This window comes from Pseudofulvimonas gallinarii, assembly GCF_004343305.1.
Lineage (GTDB): Bacteria > Pseudomonadota > Gammaproteobacteria > Xanthomonadales > UBA2363 > Pseudofulvimonas > Pseudofulvimonas gallinarii.
In genome coordinates, this window is sequence record NZ_SMAF01000004.1 from 147,503 (window position 1) to 166,339 (window position 18,837).

The following is an 18,837-nucleotide window of genomic DNA, read 5'->3' on the forward strand; positions in this document are numbered from 1 at the left end:
TGCGCAAAAGCCGGCCCGGCCCGTAACGCGGCCATCAAGCCGGCTCGGCGCGCCCACAGCGTGCATCAAGGCGTGAACCGGTCAGCCGGCCGAACGCCACTTGCTCATCGCGCCTGCGAGCGCCGAAGCCATCTCGCGCTCGGCCAGCGACAGCAGCGGATTCCAGACATCGAACATCAGGATCACGCGGGTCTGGCCGCTGTCGTTGCGCGCCTCGTGTTCGATGGTGTCATCGAACACCCAGCACTTCCCTTCCCGCCAGGGCTTCCAGTCATAGCCGACCCGAAACCTGCAGTCTTCGGGAACCACCAGCGGCAGGTGCGCGACCAGCCGCGCATTGGTTTCACCGGTATGCGGCGGGATGTGTGCGCCAGGTGCCAGGGCGGAGAACATCGCGTTCGGACACAGCCCAGGAATGTCCACCGCATCCACGAGCGCCAGCGCTTCGGCGGTGCGGGGGCACTCGGCGAGATGTTCCTCGACGGGTCTGCCATGCGCATACAGGTGGAACCCGCTCCAGTTGCGCGAGTGGTTGAGCTTGTCCCACTGGTTGACCGGATCGTCGGGACCGTACTGGATGTACGGAACGAATTCCTCGCCCCGCCGGGCGAGCATGTCCTGCAACTCGGCCTTGATCACCCCGGTGCGGGATTCCAGATCCTGCAACCAAGGGAACAGCGCCTCGTCGTAGAACGTGACTGCCGGCAGGCGCGGGACGTGCAGCTGGTTGCAGATGGATGGGAACGGCCTTGTCTTGCCGGCCAGGATCGAGATCGCCTCGTCCCACCGGCCGTCCTGCGCCGCTTCCACGCCAGACCGCTCGGCTGCGACCTCGTGTCTCAGAAAGTCGACCAGCTCCTCGCTGTCGCGTCGCACCGCTTCACGCGCATGTTCCAGGCGACGGCGCAGCGCCGGCGGCCAATGCGGCTCCTCCGGAGCGACCTTGAGTGCATTCCGGAATACGGTTGCGGCGACGCGTGGCTGGCCCTCGCTTTCGAGGAATTCGCCCTTTTCCAGCAGCCCGGGCAGGAAATACGGATCGATCGAAAGAGTGGCAATGATCGCGTTCCACTGCTCCTTGCCGCGACCGGCATCACGATGCACGCGCGCGATGCTGAGCGGGATCATCGGATCCTTCGGGGCACGCTGATGCGCCGCGTGCAGCAGCTCCAATGCGCCTTCACGATCACCGCGCTGGAATGCGTGGACACCCAGGCTGAAGAGTGCCTGGACGTTGTCGGGGTCGATCTGGCGAACCTGCTGCCAGAGTCGCTCGGCCTCCTGCCAGCGGCCCGCCGACATGGCTGCACCCGCCGACTGGATCAGTCCCCTCAGATCGCTCGTGCCCATCGGATCAGCCGCGCCGCCAACGTATTTCCGGGAGTATAGGCCAACCAGGTTGGCACCAGACAGCCCGTAAACGCCCTGGAAACAGCGTCGCGCGCCTGTTGCACGACGCGTGCACCCCGGATCCTGTCGAGCGGAGTCCCGTCGCGGGAACTGCCGGCCCGCGACCTGCGGATCGCCTGGAGCGGTCGCGGCGCGCTTCAAAGCGGCCGGCCCGCAGGCGGGATCCGGCCCAACGGCAAAACTTGCATATTTTGCATCGCAAAACATCTCCATTACCCTGATGCCGTAAAAAGGATCCCGACAGCACGGACAGGGGGTGGCTGGCGTGTCGACTTCAAACTGGTGGTTGGCGCTTGCACTTGCAATCGGATCGTCGGGCATCGCCTTGGCGGACGGCGCCGAATCCGCAGCGTCGCGCGTCCCGGAGCACCCGCTTTTCCGGCAGTTCGGCACCGCGCAAGGCCTCCCCTCGGCCACGGTCTTCAAGCTCGCGCAGTCCCGCGACGGCAGCCTCTGGATTGCCACGCTCGACGGCCTGGCGCGATACGACGGCGTCGGCTTCCACATCTGGCGGCACGATCCCGCCGATCCGCGAAGTGTTCCGGACAACGACATCGAATACGTGCTGGTGGACAGCGACGACCGCGTCTGGATTGCCGCGCAGAACGCCGGCATCGCCCGCTACGAGCCCGACACGGACAGCTTCCTCCGCTGGCAGCACGATCCCGCCGACCCGGACAGCCTGCCGGGCAATCGCGTCTGGGCACTGGCCGACGATGGCGACGGTGGCCTGTGGATCGGAGGCTTCCGCATCGGCCTGGTGCGCATGCATCGCGACGGCCGCTTCGAATCCCTGCGCGAGGCGATGACGGCCGGGCCGGACGGCTGCGACGACATCGTGCTGGCGATTGCCCGCGGCAGCGACGGCGTCGTCTGGGCCGGCACCAATGCCGGGCTCTGCCGCTGGCATCCGCAGGCCGGATTCAGCCGCGTGGATATCGATGACCTCAATCCGCGACAACGCGTCATCGCCCTCCGGCTTGCCGACGATCGTCCGTGGCTGGCCACGCAATCCGGGCTGCGCGGTGCCGCGGGCCTGGGCATGCCGACACCGCCGATCGACGACAGCCGCGGCAGCCTTTCCGTCGAGCTGGAACCGGACGGCTGGATCTGGCTGGGCACGCGAAATGGCGCCTGGCGCTGGCATCCGTCCTCCGGCGCCACAGCCGTCCATCGAGCCAGACCTGGGCACGTGATGAGCCTCCCGGCGCACAGCATCGAGGACATCCTCCGCGACCAGGAGGGAAGCCTCTGGTTCGCCACGCACGGTGGCATCGCGCAGCTGGTGCCGCACTGGCGCGCCATCCGGGTCTACATGAGCGAATCCTCGCACCAGGGCGGCCTGCCCGAAGGCCGACCCCGGTTCGTCACGGCCGGCGGTGATGGACAGCTGTGGGTCACTTCCGATACCAGCCGCGGCCTCAGCCAGCTCGATCCTGCCAGCGGCAAGGTGACTCGCCGGTTCGTCGAAGGCGATGGTGCAGCGGCGCCTGATTCGAACATGCGTGCGGTGCGGGTCGACCGACGCGGACAGCTGTGGCTGGGCCATCGCGCAGCGGTGTCGCGTGTGCTTCCGGACGGAAAGGGATACCGACGTTTCGACCGCGACATGGATGGACAGCCCCTGCCGCAGACGCTGGTGCGCGTCTTCGCCGAGGTGGACGACGGGCTGGTGCTTGCCGGCTTCGGCGGCGGCGGCGTTGCCTGGATCGATGACGACGCGGGTACGCTGCAGTTCGATCCGCTGGGCGTGGCCGCCGGCCTGCCGTGTGCGCAGGCCGCAGACCTCCATGTCGACGAAAGTGGCGGCGTGTGGCTGGCCTGCGAACAGGGCCTGCTGCGCGCGCAGGCCGGCCAGCGCCGGTTCCGCGCCGTTTCCGGGGCACCGGCGCAGTCGGTGCATGGCTTCGCCTTCAGCCGCGACGGATCGATCTGGCTGCACACGCTCGGACACCTGGGTCGCTACCGGCTGGTCGATGGCGCCGTCCAGATGCTCGACAGCGTCGGTGCGAGCGATGGCTGGCCCGTCGTGGATGCGGGCGGCGTCGCCATCGACCCGGCCGGCCTGGTCTGGGTGAACACCCGGCGCGGACTGCTGGTTTTCGATCCGCAGACACGGCGCATCTCGTCGTATGGCGAGGCGCATGGCCTGCCCTCGTCTGAATTCATCTCGGTGCCACCGGCGTGGCTGGCACCGGGACTGCTGGCGGCCGGCACCACGGCCGGTGTCGTGGTGGTTGACACCTCCCGTATCCGCGCCCACCTGCCCCAGTCCACTTTGCGATGGCGCGACGGCAGTGTGTCGCGGCGGGGAACACTCCACCCACTCCGGCCGGGTGACGGGCAGGCCTGGCAGCTGGCGTATGATGACCGCGACCTGCGCGTGTCGGTGCGACTGGGCAGCCTGCTGCAACCGGATGCCCACCGCTACCGCTTCCGTCTCGACGACGAGCCCTGGCAGGAACAGGCCGGTCAACCCGAACGGATCATCGACCGCCTGCCCAGCGGTCGCCATGTCCTCGAGGTCGACGCCTTCGGCAGCGACGGACAACCGGCGGCCAATCGCCTGCGCCAGGTGATCGAAGTCGGGCAGCCGCCGTGGCGACAGCCCTGGGCACTCCTGCTTTATCTGCTTGCATCGATAGCAGCCATGCTGCTGGGTCAGCGGCTCTATCGTCGTCGCCTGGAGCGGCGCCATGCCCTGGTGCTGGCCGACGAACGACGGCAATGGGCGGAACAGGCCAGCGCCGCAAAGACGCGCTTCCTCGCGGCGGTCGGCCACGAACTGCGCACGCCGATGGCCGGGCTGCTGGGCATGAACGAACTGCTGTCGGCGACGGATCTGGATGCACGGCAGCGACATTTCTCCGCGTCGATCCAGCGCGCCGGCGGCCACATGCTGACGCTGGTCAACGATCTGCTCGACCTTTCACGCATCGAATCCGGACAACTCACGCTTGAGCCGCGCGACCTCGACCTGGTGGCCTGCCTGGACCAGGTCATCGGCGACGTCGCCGCGAATGCAGAAAGCAGGCAACTACGACTGTCGCTGCGCATCGAGCCGGGAACGTCGCTCTCCGTGCGCGCCGATGGCAAGCGGCTGCACCAGGTGCTGCTGAACCTGGTCAACAACGCCATCAAGTTCACCGCGCAGGGCCATGTCCGCGTGTGCGTGTCGCGGCACGACGGCAGGCACCGCTTCGAAGTCATCGACAACGGACCGGGCATCTCGGACGAGCTGCGCCATCGTCTTTTCGAGCGCTACAGCCAGGATGAGGCCGGCCGCCGTTCCGGTGGCAGCGGCCTGGGCCTGGCCATCGCGCGCGAGCTGGTAGAGTTGATGGCCGGCAGGATCGATGTGGACGCCGCTCCGGGCGGCGGCAGCCGTTTCTGGTTCGAGGTGGACATCGGCCCGGTACATGCGGCGGCGCCCCGGGACGGCGCCGCGCGCGCACCGCGCGTTGTGGTGCTGGATGACGATGCGACGCGACGCGACGATCTGCTGACCACGCTGCGCGCACTGGGCATCGACACGGCCACCGAGGCCGATGCCGATGTGTCGGCCCTGCTGGTGGCCGACGTCAGCGCACAGGTCGCGCAGTGCCTGGAACACGCGCGCCGGTTCAAGCGCGCGGTGATATCGATTCCCCTCGCCTGTCCCGTGCCCGCGCTGCCGCCTTCGATCTTCCTCCAGCACGGCCCCTGGGCGCTCCGCCCTCTGCTCGCCACCCTGCACCGCACGACACCGATGGAGCGCATCGACAACCGGCGCGGGGAAAAGCCTCTTGCCGGGCATGCACCCCTCTATGGCCGCTGCCTCCTGCTGGTCGAAGACGACGCCATCCTCGGCGAGGTCACCGCCAGCCAGTTGCGCCGCCGCGGCGCCCATGTCGATGTCGCCAGCGATGGCCTTGCCGCGCTCGTGGCCATCGGCAGCACCACCTATGACGGCATCGTGCTCGACCTCGACCTGCCTGAACTGGATGGCCTGCAGGTGATGGAGCTGATGCGGAACACGCTGCAGGCGATGCCACCCGTCGTCGTCGTCACCGCTCGCCAGCAGGACGAGGACCAGTCGATGTGCCGCGCGCGCGGCGCGCGCGCGTTCTTCCGCAAGCCGGTTGACCCGGACCACCTGGTGGCGGCTCTGGGGACGGTCATTTCGGATGAGGGCGGCGATTCCAGCCTCACGAACAAGTAATATCCCTTCATCGCGATAAAGGGATTGACAGGCGGATGGCGACCGCCCTAACCTGCGGCCACCATCGAGACCGGCTGAGGGACAGGCCCGAAGAAGCCGGGGCAACCCAGGACTGCGCAAGCAGGCCGAAGGTGCCAATTCCTGCGTCGCGCATCCGTGCGACGGCAGATGGAACGTGTCATCCCAGCGCGCTGCCCTGCGCGTGGGGGTCCACGAACATCCGCACCCTCGATGGCCTTCCTGCCACCACTTGAGGAGTGCCAACGATGAGCCTGCACCCCACCGGATCCCGCGACACCCTGGTCCCTTTCGCTGCCGGGAGCCCTCCTTCGTCCTTTCCCGACTGCCGCCCAGCCCATGTCACCGCCGAACGCGGCGAATGCTGGTTCAGCCTGCCCCTGCGCCACGGCGGCACGCGCGCCGTGCGTATCAGCTACGAATCCCAGGGGCCGCAGAACGCGCCCTGCGTGCTGGTGCTCGGCGGCATTTCAGCGCATCGCCATCTCGCATCCAGCCGGCGCTATCCGGAAGCCGGCTGGTGGCCGGGCCAGGTCGGCATCGGCAAGTCGCTGGATCCGCGACGGCTGCGGTTGCTCGGCATTGACTGGCTGGGCGCGGACGGACAGATCGATGCACCGCTCGATACGGCCGACCAGGCCGACGCCATTGCGTGCGTACTGGATGCCCTCGGCATTCGCCGCCTGCGTGCGCTGATCGGTGCATCGTATGGCGCGCTGGTCGGACTGCAGTTCGCCGCCCGCCACGGCGAGCGCCTTCGCCACCTGCTGGCAATCAGCGGTGCCCATCGGCCGCATCCGTTTTCCAGCGCCTGGCGCAGCGTGCAGCGCGCCATCGTCCGCCTCGCCACGAACGGGGAAGATCGACGCAACGCGGTCGCCGTCGCCAGGCAGCTGGCCGTTCTCAGCTATCGCAGTCCGGAAGAGTTCGCCGCGCGCTTCGATGCACCTGCGACTCGCAACGGTGATCGTTTCGAAGTGGCGGCCGAGAGCTACCTGCGCCACCAGGGCGATCGCTTCAGCGCCGCCTTCTCCGCTACCGCCTTCGAGCGCCTGTCCGAATCGATCGATCTGCACCACGTCGATCCAGGCAGCATCCGCGTGCCGACCACGGTCGTCGGCGTCCACGAGGACCGGCTGGTGCCGCTCGACGACCTGCGCCAGCTGGCCGCTTCGCTTGCCGGCCCGGGCCGACTGGTCAGCCTGCACTCGCTGTACGGCCACGACGCCTTCCTCAAGGAAGACGATGCGATCGCCGGCGTGATCACCTGGGTCCTGGCGGAAGGCGAAACGGAGGTGGCCGCATGAGCCGGCCGCGCAGTTTCGCCACCGCTGCGGTGCGCGCCGGCATCGACTGCGACAGCCAGCATGGTGCGGTCACGCCGCCGCTGCACCTGAGCAGCAATTTCAGTTTCGACGGTTATGGCGGCAAGCGCCGATACGACTACACGCGCAGTGGCAATCCCACCCGCGACTTGCTGGCCGAAGCGCTTGCGGAACTGGAGGGCGGCGCGGGTGCCGTCGTCACCGCCAGTGGCATGGCGGCGATCACCACTGTGCTGGCGCTGCTGGAACCCGACGACCTGATCGTCGTGCCGCACGACGGCTACGGCGGCAGCTGGCGCCTGTTCACGGCCCTGGCACGCAAGCGGCACTTCCGGCTGGCCGTGGTCGATTTCCAGGATCCGGTCGCCCTCGGCGAAGCGCTCGCGCGTCGGCCGCGACTGCTGTGGATCGAGACGCCGAGCAATCCGCTGCTGCGCCTGACCGACATCCGCTTCGCCGCCGAAGTGGCGCATCGCGCCGGCGCCCTGGTCTGCGTTGACAACACCTTCCTGTCGCCGGCGCTGCAGCAACCGATCACGCTCGGCGCCGATCTGGTGGTGCATTCGACAACCAAGTACATCAACGGCCACAGCGACGTGGTCGGTGGTGCGGTGATCGCGAAAGACGCGGCCCTGCACGAACAGCTGGCGTGGTGGGCGAACGCATTGGGCGTCACCGGCAGCCCCTTCGACAGCCTGCTGACGCTGCGCGGCCTGCGCACGCTGCCGATCCGGCTGCGCCAGCACGAGGACAACGCCTGCAGCATCGCCGAACGGCTGCAACACCACCACGCCGTCTCGGCCGTGCATTACCCGGGCCTGGGAAGTCATCGCCAGCATGCGCTGGCCGGCAGGCAGCAGTCCGGATTCGGTGCCATCGTCAGCCTGGAACTCGAAGGCGGCGAACGGGCCGTGCGCGCCTTCATCGACGGCCTGCGATGTTTCACGCTGGCCGAATCGCTGGGTGGCGTCGAAAGCCTGGTGGCGCACCCGGCCAGCATGACGCACGCCGCGATGTCCGCCGAGTCACGCGCTGCCGCCGGCATAAGCGACGGCCTGTTGCGCCTCTCGGTGGGCATCGAAGACATCGGCGACCTGCTGGCTGATCTTGACGACGCACTAGGTCGGGCCAGCGCCACCCCGGAGCGGCAGGCGCAGATCGGACGGGTGTCATGACGGCGGCGCTTGACCCGGTTCCGTACAAGACGGGCCCGACGGGAACGGTGCAGCTTGCGTTGTTGGGCACGGGTACGGTCGGGTCTGCCCTGCTGCAGCGGCTGCAGCGACTTGAAGCCATCGGCCCGGACATACGCCTGCGCCTGGTGCATGTCGCCAATTCACGCCAGGCGGTCAGCTCGATGGCCGGCATCGATGCCGGCCGCACCGCCGGACTGCTGGCGACCTCACGCCGGTCCCCCGACATGTCCGACCTCGAAACCGTCTTCGGTCCGGCTGTCACCCGCATCGTCATCGATGCGACCGCCTGCGCGCAAACCGCAGCGCGGCATGCGCGGTGGCTGCAGGATGGCATCCATGTCGTGACCGCCAACAAGCTGGCCCTGGGGGGCAGCCAGGCACAATGGACGCAGCTGCGCCACGCGCAGGCCATAGGCGGAACACGCTATGGCGACAGCGCGACGGTCGGCGCCGGCCTGCCGCTGTTGCGGACGATCCGCGCTCTGCGCGAAGGGGGCGACCGCATCCATGCGCTGGCCGGCATCCTGTCCGGATCGCTGGCCTGGCTGTTCGACCGGTTTGATGGCGCGCAGCCGTTTTCGCGATGCGTTCGCGAAGCCTGGAAGGCGGGCTATACCGAGCCCGATCCCCGCGAAGACCTGTCCGGCCAGGACGTCCGGCGCAAGCTGCTGATCCTCGTGCGCGCCGCCGGATGGGCCCTGGAACCCGAACACATCGACGTCGAATCGCTGTCCACCGGTGCGCTGTCGAAGGGCCGGCCTGAAGACGTCGCCGGTCTGCTTGATGGCCTTGATGACGCCCTCGGTGCCCGCCTTGATCGTGCGCGCGCCGCGGGGACGGTGCTGCGTCATGTCGCGCGCCTCGAAGCGGACGGCCGGGCAAGCGTGGGCCTGGTCGCGCTCGCGCCCGACGATCCGCTGACCTCCGGCCGCGGCACCGACAACCGCGTTGCGATCTGGAGCGAACGCTACAGCGAGCGTCCGCTGGTCATCCAGGGCCCGGGCGCCGGCGCCGGCGTGACGGCCGCCGCCCTGCTCGACGACGTGCTGGCGATTGCACGCGTGGCTGAGCCGGTTTCCCGGGCAGGATGGAAGCGGACACGCGGATCACATGCTGCAGGGCGGCACCTCAGCACTCGATGACGTTGACGGCCAGTCCGCCGCGACTGGTTTCCTTGTACTTGTCCTGCATGTCACGCCCGGTATCGCGCATCGTCCGGATGACCTTGTCCAGCGAGACGGTGTGCGTGCCGTCGCCGCGCAAGGCCATGCGCGAGGCATTGATCGCCTTGACCGAACCCATCGCGTTGCGTTCGATGCAGGGAATCTGCACCAGGCCACCGATGGGATCGCAGGTCAATCCGAGGTTGTGTTCCATGCCGATCTCGGCAGCGTTCTCGACCTGTGCCGGCGAGCCGCCGAGCGCCGCGGTCAGGCCGGCGGCCGCCATCGAACAGGCGACGCCGACTTCACCCTGGCAGCCGACTTCGGCGCCGGAAATGGATGCGTTCTCCTTGTAGAGGATGCCGACCGCGGCCGCCGTAAGCAGGAAGTCGCGCACGCCCTGCAGGCTGCTGCCGGGCGTGAAACGTTCGTAGTAATGCAGCACAGCGGGAATGATGCCTGCCGCGCCGTTGGTGGGTGCGGTGACCACGCGGCCCCCGGCTGCGTTTTCCTCGTTCACGGCAAGCGCGTAAAGGTTGACCCAGTCCAGCGTCGTCAGGGGATCACGCATCGCCGCCTCCGGACGTGACGACAGTTCCGCATGCAACGCCGGCGCGCGACGTCGCACATGCAGGCCGCCTGGCAGGGTTCCATCCTGGCGGATGCCGCGTGCAACGCAGGCCTGCATCGCCGCCCAGATCTCGTCGAGGCCGGCATCGATGTCGGCACGGTTGCGCCACACTTCCTCGTTCGCATACATCAGCGCGGCCATGCTCAAGCCGTTGTCCGCGCAGCGGCGCAGCAGTTCGGCACCGGAACGGAAAGGATGCGGCAGCTCGGTGGTGTCGGCGACGATTCGGTCCTCGGCCGCCTCGTCCTGGTTGACCACGAAGCCGCCGCCCACCGAATAGTAGTCGCGCGTCGCGATGACGCCTCCGTCCGCGTCATAGGCGGTGAAACGCATGCCATTGGTGTGGAACGGCAGCTTCTGGCGCTTGTTCATCACCAGGTCGCGCTTCTCGTCGAACTCCAATTCGCGCTGCCCCTGCAGCCGGATGCGCCGAAGCGAACGGATGCGTTCCAGTGCCTCGGGAATGATGTCCGGATCGATCAGGTTGGGCAGATGGCCTTCCAGTCCCATCAGCACCGCCTTGTCGGTACCGTGGCCGCGCCCGGTCAGCGCCAGTGAACCGAACACTTCGGCGCGCACGCGCGCGGTGCGCTCCAGCTCGCCCGCCTCGGCCAGCCAGCGCTGGACGAATCGCGCAGCCGCGCGCATCGGTCCCACGGTGTGCGAGGAACTGGGTCCGATGCCGATCTTGAACAGGTCGAATACGCTGACTGCCATGTGCGGGAAAAGTGCGAGTGGGAAGGTCAGGCTAGAATGGCGGCAGCATGGGACAGTTACAAGCCGACGCAGCCGAAGACCGCTCCGAGTCGCTGCAGCTGCTGGTGCGGCCTTCCTGCATGCTCTGCCTGGAAGCCGAGCACGTGCTGCTGCTCGCCGGCATCGACCGCTTCGAACGCATCGACATCGAACGCGACGCGACCACCGAATCGCTCTATGGCGCACGCATTCCCGTACTGCGCCGGCCCGGCGACGGCCGTGAGCTGGACTGGCCGTTCACCCCGGAAGCGGCGCGCTCGCTGGCCTGAACCGGGACAGGCCCGGATCGACACGCGGCAGCCGCGGCACCGGACGGGCGGCAGGGTTCCGCTAAAATAGCCGGCTGTCCCCGAGTTCCGCCTGCAATGACCACACCTGCCCAGGAAGCTGCGCGCCGGCGCACCTTCGCCATCATTTCGCATCCCGACGCCGGCAAGACCACGCTGACCGAAAAGCTGCTGCTCTTCGGCGGCGCCATCCAGATGGCCGGCTCGGTGAAAGGCCGCAAGGCCGCGCGCCACGCCACGTCCGACTGGATGGCGCTGGAAAAGGAGCGCGGCATCTCGGTGACCAGCTCGGTGATGCAGTTCCCCTACGAGGACCGCATCGTCAACCTGCTCGACACGCCCGGCCATGCCGACTTCGGCGAGGACACCTATCGCGTCCTGACCGCGGTCGACTCGGCGCTGATGGTCATCGACGTCGCCAAGGGCGTCGAGGAACGCACGATCAAGCTCATGGAGGTGTGCCGCATGCGCGACACGCCGATCATGACCTTCATCAACAAGCTCGACCGTGAGGGCAAGAATCCCATCGAACTGCTCGACGAGGTCGAGTCGGTGCTGAAGATCCAGTGCGCGCCGGTGACCTGGCCGATCGGCATGGGCAAGCGCCTCAAGGGTGTCGTCCACCTGCTGACCGGCGAGGTCCACCTGTACGAGGCCGGGCGCAACTTCACGCGCCAGGATTCGACCATCTACCCGTCGCTGGACACACCGGAACTGGCCGGGAAGCTGGGCCCGGCGATGCTGGCCGAACTGCGCGAGGAGCTGGAACTGGTGGAGGGCGCCGCGCATCCCTTCGATGTCGAGGCCTATCTGGCCGGCCGGCAGACGCCGGTGTTCTTTGGCTCGGCGGTCAACAACTTCGGCGTGCAGCCGCTGCTGGACTTCTTCGTCGAACATGCGCCGTCACCACGGCCACGGGCAACCACGACACGCGAGGTTGCCGCCGACGAGGAACGCCTCTCTGGTTTCGTGTTCAAGATCCAGGCCAACATGGATCCGCAGCATCGTGACCGCGTCGCCTTCATGCGGGTCTGCTCCGGCCGTTTCAACGCCGGCATGAAGGCCTTCCATGTCCGCAGTGGCAAGGAAGTGAAGCTGGCCAATGCACTGACCTTCATGGCATCCGACCGTGAGATCGCCGCCGAAGCCTGGCCCGGTGACGTCATCGGCATCCACAACCACGGTACGGTGTCCATCGGCGACACCTTCACCGAAGGCGAAGCGCTCAGCTTCACCGGCATTCCCAACTTCGCCCCGGAGCTGTTCCGTCGTGCCCGCCTGCGCGATCCGCTCAAGCTCAAGCAGCTGCAGAAAGGCCTGGCCCAGTTGTCCGAGGAAGGCGCGACGCAGTTCTTCAAGCCACTGATGAGCAACGACCTCATCCTCGGCGCGGTGGGCGTGCTGCAGTTCGATGTCGTCGCCTATCGCCTGAAGGATGAATACGGCGTCGACGCCAGCTTCGAGGCGGTCAATGTCGCCACCGCGCGCTGGGTGCACTGCGACGATGCGAAGAAGCTGGAGGAATTCCGCGAGAAGAACGCCATGAACCTGGCGCTCGATGCCGCCGGCGAACTGGTCTATATCGCGCCCAGCCGCGTCAACCTGCAGCTGGCGGAAGAGCGCTGGCCCGACGTCCGCTTCGCGGCGACCCGCGAACACGCCAGCGCCGTCGACGCCTGAGCCCGGCCCGAACGACAACGGCGACCTTCCGGTCGCCGCTGTTGGTACTGCTGGAGGAAACGAAGTCGGGCGGCATCGAGGAGCAACCGCCGCCCGACCTCAGGAACCGCCGCCGAAATCCTGTCCGAAGATGCCGTCACGACCGTCGGCAGTGCGTGACGTACCGAAGCTGAAGATACGGTCTTCGCCCGCACGCCCGGCGTCGAACGAGGCCACGGCGATGCTGTCCTCGCGGGTCTCGACGATCCGGGCCAGGTCCTCGGCAAATGGATCCACCGGCGCCTGCAGGCGCTGGCCGACGAACACGGCACCAATGGCCATGGCCGACACCGCAGCCGCCATCGCGAGGGGATGGCGACGGAAGGCGACCACGCGCGCCGGCTGTGCCTTGACGACATCCGTCTGCCTGCGCCGCGTCTGCGCCAGATCGGTCGACAGGGCCTGCGCCCAGTCGCCGCTGGCCCTGGCCACGCGGTAGGCCGCAGCGAGCGACGGCGACGCAGCGATGGCTGCGACGAGTTGCTGACGCTTCTCGCCGGCCAGGCGACCTTGTGCCAGGTCGACCAGGTCGCGCGGATCCACGCTGCCCAGCAGCGCCGGATCTTCCACGCAGGCGTCGCGGTAAAGTCGGGCCAAAGTGTTGTCAGTCATCGTCGAGGTCATCCAGTCCAGCTGCCTTGAGGCGTTCACGCAACTCATACAGACCGCGATACATCAGGTTTTTCGCCATCGTCGCGGTCATGTCCAGCAGCTCGCCAATCTCTTCGGGCGTGAAGCCCTGGAGCGCCAGCTGCACGGGTTGCCTGCGGCGGGGCGGCAGTTCCGCGATGGCGGCACGGACGAGGTCCATGCGTTGTCCATCGCTGGCACTGCGCACCGGTCCGACCCGATCCAGCAGGGCTTCGATCCCTGCCTCCTGCCCTTCCTCGGGCAGCGCCGTGGTCTGTTCCGGTTTGTCCCGCCTCAGGGCGTCGATCACTGTCGTGACCACCACCCGCTGGATGTAAGACGCAGGCAATGCCGGATTTTTCTCACGCTCCACCGCCTTCCACAGGCGGATCCTGACCTCCTGCTCGATATCGTCGGGGTCAAGTCCCTGATTTGCCGAACAATGTTGAGCCACCAGGACGCGCAGCCGGGCACTGTGGCGCAGCAGCAATTCGTTCAGCATGGCGTCGATATTGGACGGCGGCAGGCTCAAGCCGTGCGGTTCCGGTCAGGATGAATCCGGAATGGTCGGCCCTGCCGCACCGCCTTGGCAAGCACGTGGTCACGCAACGGCAGCCTGGTGGATGCCGGCAACGGCGCGTCCGGAGGGGTCGGCCGCCGCGGCGAAGGCGGGATCCCAGGCCAGCGCGGCCGGCGAGCTGCAGGCGATGGACTTGCCGCCGGGCACCGTCGCGGCACAAGCGTCACCGGGAAAATGCTGCTCGAACAGGCTGCGGTACCAGTACGCCTCCCTGGTCTGTGGCGTGTTGAACGGGAACCGCTCGGCGGCAGCGGCGAACTCGTCGTCGCCGACAACCTGTTCCGCGTGTGCCTTGAGGCCGTCGATCCAGCTGTAGCCGACGCCGTCGCTGAACTGCTCCTTCTGCCGCCAGAGGATGGGATCGGGAACAACGCCGGTGAAGGCCTGGCGCAGGATGGCCTTCTCCATGCGTCCGTCGCCCGCCATCTTGTGCCGCGCATCCATGCCCATGGCGACACGGATGAATTCCAGGTCCAGGAATGGCACGCGTGCCTCCACGCCCCAGGCCATCATCGCCTTGTTGGCGCGGAGGCAATCGAACTGGTGCAGGGCGTCGATCTTGCGCACGCATTCCTCGTGGAACGACCGTGCATCCGGGGCCCGGTGGAAATACAGGTAGCCGCCGAAGATCTCGTCGCTGCCCTCGCCGCTCAGCACCATCTTCACGCCCATGGCCTTGATCCGGCGCGCGAGCAGGTACATCGGCGTCGAGGCGCGGATGGTGGTGACGTCGTAGGTCTCGACGTGGCGGATCACCTCCGGCAGGGCGTCCAGGCCTTCCTCGAAGCGGAAGGTGAAACCATGATGCACGGTGCCGAGGGCATCGGCGGCCAGCTTCGCCGCCGCCAGGTCGGGCGATCCCTCCAGTCCGATCGCGAAGGAATGCAGGCGCGGCCACCAGGCCTCGCCGCGATCGTCGTCCTCGACGCGACGACGGGCGAATCGCGCCGCGCATGCCGCGACCAGCGAGGAATCCAGGCCGCCCGACAGCAACACGCCATAGGGCACGTCCGTCATCAACTGGCGATGCACGGCCTGCTCCAAGGCCTCGCGCAGGACCGCCAGCGATACATCGGCACCGGCCACGCGGTCGTAGTCGCGCCACGCCGGCTGCCAGAAACCGCGTAGTTCGCCGCTGGCACTGTCGTAATAGTGGCCCGGCGGAAAGATCCCGACCTCATCGCAGTCGGCGACCAGGGCCTTCATTTCCGACGCGACCCATCTTCGCCCGGCACGATCACGTCCCCAGTACAACGGACAGACACCCAGCGGGTCGCGCGCGATCAGATAGCGGCCCTGCTCGCGGTCCCACAGCACGAAGGCGAAAATGCCGTTGAGGCGCTGGAGGCCCTGCGCGCCGCATTCCCGCCAGAGGGCGTTGATCACCTCGCAGTCCGATCCGGACTGGAAGCGATACGGCCGCGCCAGTGAGGCCGCCACCTGGCGATGGTTGTAGATCTCGCCGTTGACGGCCAGCACCAGGCTGCCGTCTTCGGAACGCAGCGGCTGGGCACCGCCGGCCGGATCGACGATGGCCAGCCGTTCGTGGACGAGGATCGCGCGCCCATCGACATGCACGCCGCTCCAGTCGGGCCCGCGATGTCGCTGCCGCGCCGACGCGGCCAGGGCGTTGCGTCGCAGCTCGCCCAGGTCGGCGCCCGCCGCGATGTCGAAGATTCCCAGGATCGAACACATGCCACGCACTCCTCTTGGTCTTGATGACGCGGATTGGTTGTTCATGAGGCGGAAAAACAAACGGCCCGCTCGAGGCGGGCCGTTTTTCTGCTGATTGATTGCGCGCACGCAACTATCCGCCGGCCCCCGGTTGTCGGCGACGATTATTGCGATTGACGATGTTGACGTTCATCTGGCGCATGGCCCGCATCCTAGCGCACATCCCCGGCCAGCGCGCAAGTGCGGCGTCTTCCACCGCCGGCGGTGGCCTATCATGCCGCCATGAAAGACGACACCGACCCGCGCCCGCAGCCGCCCGAACCGCCACTGCCCGGCGAGTGCTGCGACAGCGGCTGCGATCCGTGCGTGCTGGACACTTATGCGGAAGAACTGCGCTACTACCGCGAGCAGCTGGCGAAGTGGTTCGAGCGCCATCCGGAAGCACGCGACGACTGACACCGGAAGTCCGCTGCTCCCGGCCCGGGAACGACAGGAGCCGCGAACATTGCCAGGGCGGCAAGCCGCTTGCCCGTCAGGTGTTCCGAAAGGGAAAACGCCGCAGTATCAAGGTCCGAAGCAGTTCGGCGACACCGGGGCGGTTACTGCACGGTGCCGATCAGACGGGCATTGCCCGGATTGCCACCGTTGGCAGCGGCCGATGCGGTCGCCGGCAGCACGCCGGCAGCGGCGTCGAGCGCGGCACGATAGCGCCCGTGCAGGATCGCCACGCGTTCGACGTAGACCTGGGTCTCCGCATACGGCGGGACGCCGCCATGGCGATCGACGGCGCCCTCGCCGGCGTTGTAGCCGGCCGTCGCCAGGCGCACGTCGCCATTGAAACGGTTGAGCAGCCAGGCCAGGTACTGCACCCCGCCGGCGATGTTCTGCGCCGGGTCGTAGGGATCGGTCACGCCGAAGCGCGCGGCGGTGGCGGGGATCAGCTGCATCAGGCCCTGGGCGCCCTTGTTCGATCGTGCATTCGCCCGATAGGCGGACTCGGCGTGGATCACGGCGCGGACCAGCGCCTCATCGACGCCGTGCGCCATGGCGGCCCGGGCGATCTCCGACCGGTATTCATCCAGCTTCAGCGCCACGCTGTGCCAGTCCACGCTGGAACGGATCTCGCAGGCGATGCAGTTCTCGATGGCATAGGTGAAAACCAGTTCCGCCTTCGTTCCCGGCGCCGTCGGACGGACGTTGGTGTAGTGGATGACGCCATCGCGGTCATAGCGATACACCGCACCGCGCTTCACGCTACCCGGCGCCGGCGCGGCGGCGGGGCTCGCGATCGCGCCCGCGGCGGGCGGCGGTGCGGCCTCCACGGGCGGCGGCGCACTGCGCGTCGGCTCGATGGCCGTGACCCGGGTGGCCGGCGTGGCCGGTTTCGGAAAGCGCCCGACTTCACGACAATCCTGATAACCCTGCCGTGAATTGCTGAAAACAACGGTGCCCTGCGAGTCGGCGCAGCGGAACAGCACGTTGTCGTCGGCCTGGGCAACCCCGGCGCCGGCCGGGCCCAGCAGGGCGAGCAAAGCGGTAATGCGGACGATGACCATCGGTTCCCCTCGACCGAGGCAGCGGGCAATTAGTTTCCGACAAAAGCGCCTGCGCGTAAACTACCGCCCCGCCGCGGCTTTTTCCCCGCACCTGTTCAGTTTCGCCCGGCTACCGGCCGGGCCTTCCACGGGCACCGCCCAGCAAGATACCCGCATGGCCAAGATCTTCGTCAAGACCCATGGTTGCCAGATGAACGAGTACGATTCGGCGAAGATGGCCGACGTTCTCGGCGTTTCGCATGGCCTGGAGCCCACGCAGGACGAGGCCGAAGCCGATGTGATCCTCATCAACACCTGCTCCATCCGCGAAAAGGCGCAGGAGAAGGTATTCTCCCAGCTCGGCCGCTGGCGCGAGCTGAAGCAGGCCAAGCCCGACCTGATCATCGGCGTCGGCGGCTGCGTCGCCAGCCAGGAAGGCGAAGCCATCCTCAAGCGGGCGCCGTTCGTGGACGTTGTGTTCGGCCCCCAGACGCTGCACCGCCTGCCCGAGCTGATCGAATCGCGCCGGCACTCCGGCAAGCCGCAGGTGGACATCTCCTTCCCGGAAGTCGAGAAGTTCGACCGCCTGCCCCAGCCACGTGCCGAAGGTCCGACCGCCTTCGTGTCGATCATGGAAGGCTGCTCGAAGTACTGCACCTACTGCGTGGTCCCCTACACCCGTGGCGAGGAAGTCAGCCGTCCGCTCGAGGACGTCCTTGTCGAAGTCGCGCAGCTGGCCGCGCAGGGCGTGCGTGAAGTGAACCTGCTCGGCCAGAACGTCAACGCCTACGCCGGCCCGGTCGGCGACGGGGGCGAGCCAGCCGACTTGGCGCAGCTGATCCGCTACATCGCCCAGATTCCCGGCATCGGCCGTATCCGTTTCACCACCTCGCATCCGGTGGAATTCACCGACCGCCTGATCGAGGCGTATGCCGAGGTGCCGCAGCTGGCCGGCTACCTGCACCTGCCGGTGCAGGCCGGCTCCGACCGCATCCTGGCGGCCATGAAGCGCGGCCACACCGCGCTTGAGTACAAGCAGAAGATCCGCAAGCTGCGCGAGGCGCGCCCGGGCATTTCCGTCAGCACCGACTTCATCGTCGGATTCCCGGGCGAAACCGACCGCGATTTCGAGGCGACGATGAAGCTGATCGAGGACGTCGGCTTCGACCAGAGCTTTTCCTTCATCTATTCGCGGCGCCCAGGCACGCCTGCCGCCAACCTTCCCGACGACGTCGATGCCGCGACCAAGCACGCGCGCCTGTCGCGCCTGCAGGCGGCGATCAACGAGAACGCGGCGCGGATCTCGCGCGAAATGGTCGGCACCGTGCAGACCGTCCTGGTCGAAGGCCCCAGCCGCAAGGATCCGTCCGAGCTGGCGGGCCGCACCGAGAACATGCGCTTCGTCAACTTCCCCGGCCCGGCGCGCCTGATCGGCCAGTTCGTGGACGTTGAAATCACCGAGACGCGCACGAACTCGCTGCGCGGCCGCGTCGTCACCCGCGACGATCTCGCCGCCTGAATCCGCCCACCTGCCGCGGCCGCCACATGGACGGACCTGCGACTGGCCTGCGTGGGTGGCTGCCTGCAGGAATGCGGCGGTGATCGTAGTCCGGCGAGCGGGCCTGCTGCGATGCAGTCCGCGCGTCCGGGCCCGGGACAACGCCACGTTTTCTGGCTGAATCAACCAGCGGCCAGCGCCTGCCCGGCCCTTG

13 protein-coding genes, 1 pseudogene and 1 riboswitch are annotated in these 18,837 nt (G+C 67.7%); of the genes and pseudogenes, 8 read left to right on the forward strand and 6 right to left on the reverse strand.

The window, feature by feature from the left end; translation table 11 throughout:
* Nucleotides 1-81 precede the first annotated feature (81 nt).
* Entirely contained in the window at nt 82-1,731 is a 1,650-nt protein-coding gene (locus EDC25_RS04455; protein ID WP_240639739.1) for an aspartyl/asparaginyl beta-hydroxylase domain-containing protein, read from the reverse strand.
* 4 nt (nt 1,732-1,735) lie between these two features.
* Here EDC25_RS04455 and EDC25_RS04460 point away from each other — a divergent pair, with 4 nt between their 5' ends.
* The 4 genes and pseudogenes from EDC25_RS04460 to EDC25_RS04475 form a co-directional block, all read left to right on the forward strand.
* Nucleotides 1,736-5,611 carry an ATP-binding protein gene (locus tag EDC25_RS04460; protein ID WP_164484223.1) on the forward strand — a complete coding sequence of 1,292 codons (3,876 nt, stop codon included), beginning with the start codon at nt 1,736-1,738 and terminating at the stop codon, nt 5,609-5,611.
* A 58-nt stretch (nt 5,612-5,669) separates the two neighbouring features.
* Nucleotides 5,670-5,786, forward strand: a riboswitch (SAM riboswitch).
* 91 nt (nt 5,787-5,877) lie between these two features.
* On the forward strand, nt 5,878-6,936 hold the full coding sequence (gene metX / locus EDC25_RS04465) for a homoserine O-succinyltransferase MetX (protein ID WP_123523177.1): 1,059 nt from the start codon (nt 5,878-5,880) through the stop codon (nt 6,934-6,936).
* Nucleotides 6,933-8,129, forward strand: a complete 1,197-nt coding sequence (gene metB / locus EDC25_RS04470) for a cystathionine gamma-synthase (protein WP_132577266.1) — start codon at nt 6,933-6,935, stop codon at nt 8,127-8,129. The genes metX and metB overlap by 4 nt, the downstream gene beginning before the upstream one ends.
* Nucleotides 8,126-9,205 (forward strand): annotated as a pseudogene (locus tag EDC25_RS04475) (homoserine dehydrogenase family protein); the annotation flags it as partial. The gene metB and the pseudogene EDC25_RS04475, both read left to right, overlap by 4 nt.
* Before the next feature lie 73 nt (nt 9,206-9,278).
* On the opposite strand, the gene EDC25_RS04480 reads toward EDC25_RS04475, so the two are convergent.
* Complete coding sequence (locus EDC25_RS04480; RefSeq protein WP_123523179.1) at nt 9,279-10,661, reverse strand: L-serine ammonia-lyase; 1,383 nt, start codon at nt 10,659-10,661, stop codon at nt 9,279-9,281.
* Between the two features lie 47 nt (nt 10,662-10,708).
* Between EDC25_RS04480 and EDC25_RS04485 the strand changes: the two genes are divergently transcribed.
* Both EDC25_RS04485 and EDC25_RS04490 read left to right on the forward strand, forming a co-directional pair.
* Entirely contained in the window at nt 10,709-10,969 is a 261-nt protein-coding gene (locus tag EDC25_RS04485; RefSeq protein ID WP_123523180.1) for a glutaredoxin family protein, read from the forward strand.
* Nucleotides 10,970-11,065: 96 nt separating this feature from the next.
* Nucleotides 11,066-12,667 (forward strand): peptide chain release factor 3, encoded by a 1,602-nt coding sequence (locus EDC25_RS04490; protein WP_123523181.1) that lies wholly within the window; start codon nt 11,066-11,068, stop codon nt 12,665-12,667.
* Between the two features lie 99 nt (nt 12,668-12,766).
* Here the strand turns inward: EDC25_RS04490 and EDC25_RS04495 are convergent, their stop codons facing one another.
* The 3 genes from EDC25_RS04495 to asnB all read right to left on the reverse strand — a co-directional run bounded on the left by EDC25_RS04495 (nt 12,767) and on the right by asnB (nt 15,611).
* Nucleotides 12,767-13,318, reverse strand: a complete 552-nt coding sequence (locus tag EDC25_RS04495; protein ID WP_123523182.1) for a hypothetical protein — start codon at nt 13,316-13,318, stop codon at nt 12,767-12,769.
* On the reverse strand, nt 13,311-13,868 hold the full coding sequence (locus tag EDC25_RS04500; protein ID WP_123523183.1) for an RNA polymerase sigma factor: 558 nt from the start codon (nt 13,866-13,868) through the stop codon (nt 13,311-13,313). The genes EDC25_RS04495 and EDC25_RS04500 overlap by 8 nt, the downstream gene beginning before the upstream one ends.
* Before the next feature lie 69 nt (nt 13,869-13,937).
* Entirely contained in the window at nt 13,938-15,611 is a 1,674-nt protein-coding gene (gene asnB / locus EDC25_RS04505; protein WP_123523184.1) for an asparagine synthase B, read from the reverse strand.
* A 261-nt stretch (nt 15,612-15,872) separates the two neighbouring features.
* On the opposite strand from asnB, the gene EDC25_RS04510 reads away from it, so the two are divergent.
* Nucleotides 15,873-16,046, forward strand: a complete 174-nt coding sequence (locus EDC25_RS04510; protein ID WP_123523185.1) for an oxidoreductase-like domain-containing protein — start codon at nt 15,873-15,875, stop codon at nt 16,044-16,046.
* 143 nt (nt 16,047-16,189) lie between these two features.
* Here EDC25_RS04510 and EDC25_RS04515 read toward each other — a convergent pair whose 3' ends face one another.
* Nucleotides 16,190-17,146, reverse strand: coding sequence for a lytic transglycosylase domain-containing protein (locus EDC25_RS04515; protein WP_132577267.1), 957 nt, complete (start codon nt 17,144-17,146; stop codon nt 16,190-16,192).
* Between the two features lie 154 nt (nt 17,147-17,300).
* Here EDC25_RS04515 and miaB point away from each other — a divergent pair, with 154 nt between their 5' ends.
* Complete coding sequence (miaB, locus tag EDC25_RS04520) at nt 17,301-18,644, forward strand: tRNA (N6-isopentenyl adenosine(37)-C2)-methylthiotransferase MiaB (RefSeq protein WP_132577268.1); 1,344 nt, start codon at nt 17,301-17,303, stop codon at nt 18,642-18,644.
* Nucleotides 18,645-18,837: the final 193 nt, after the last annotated feature.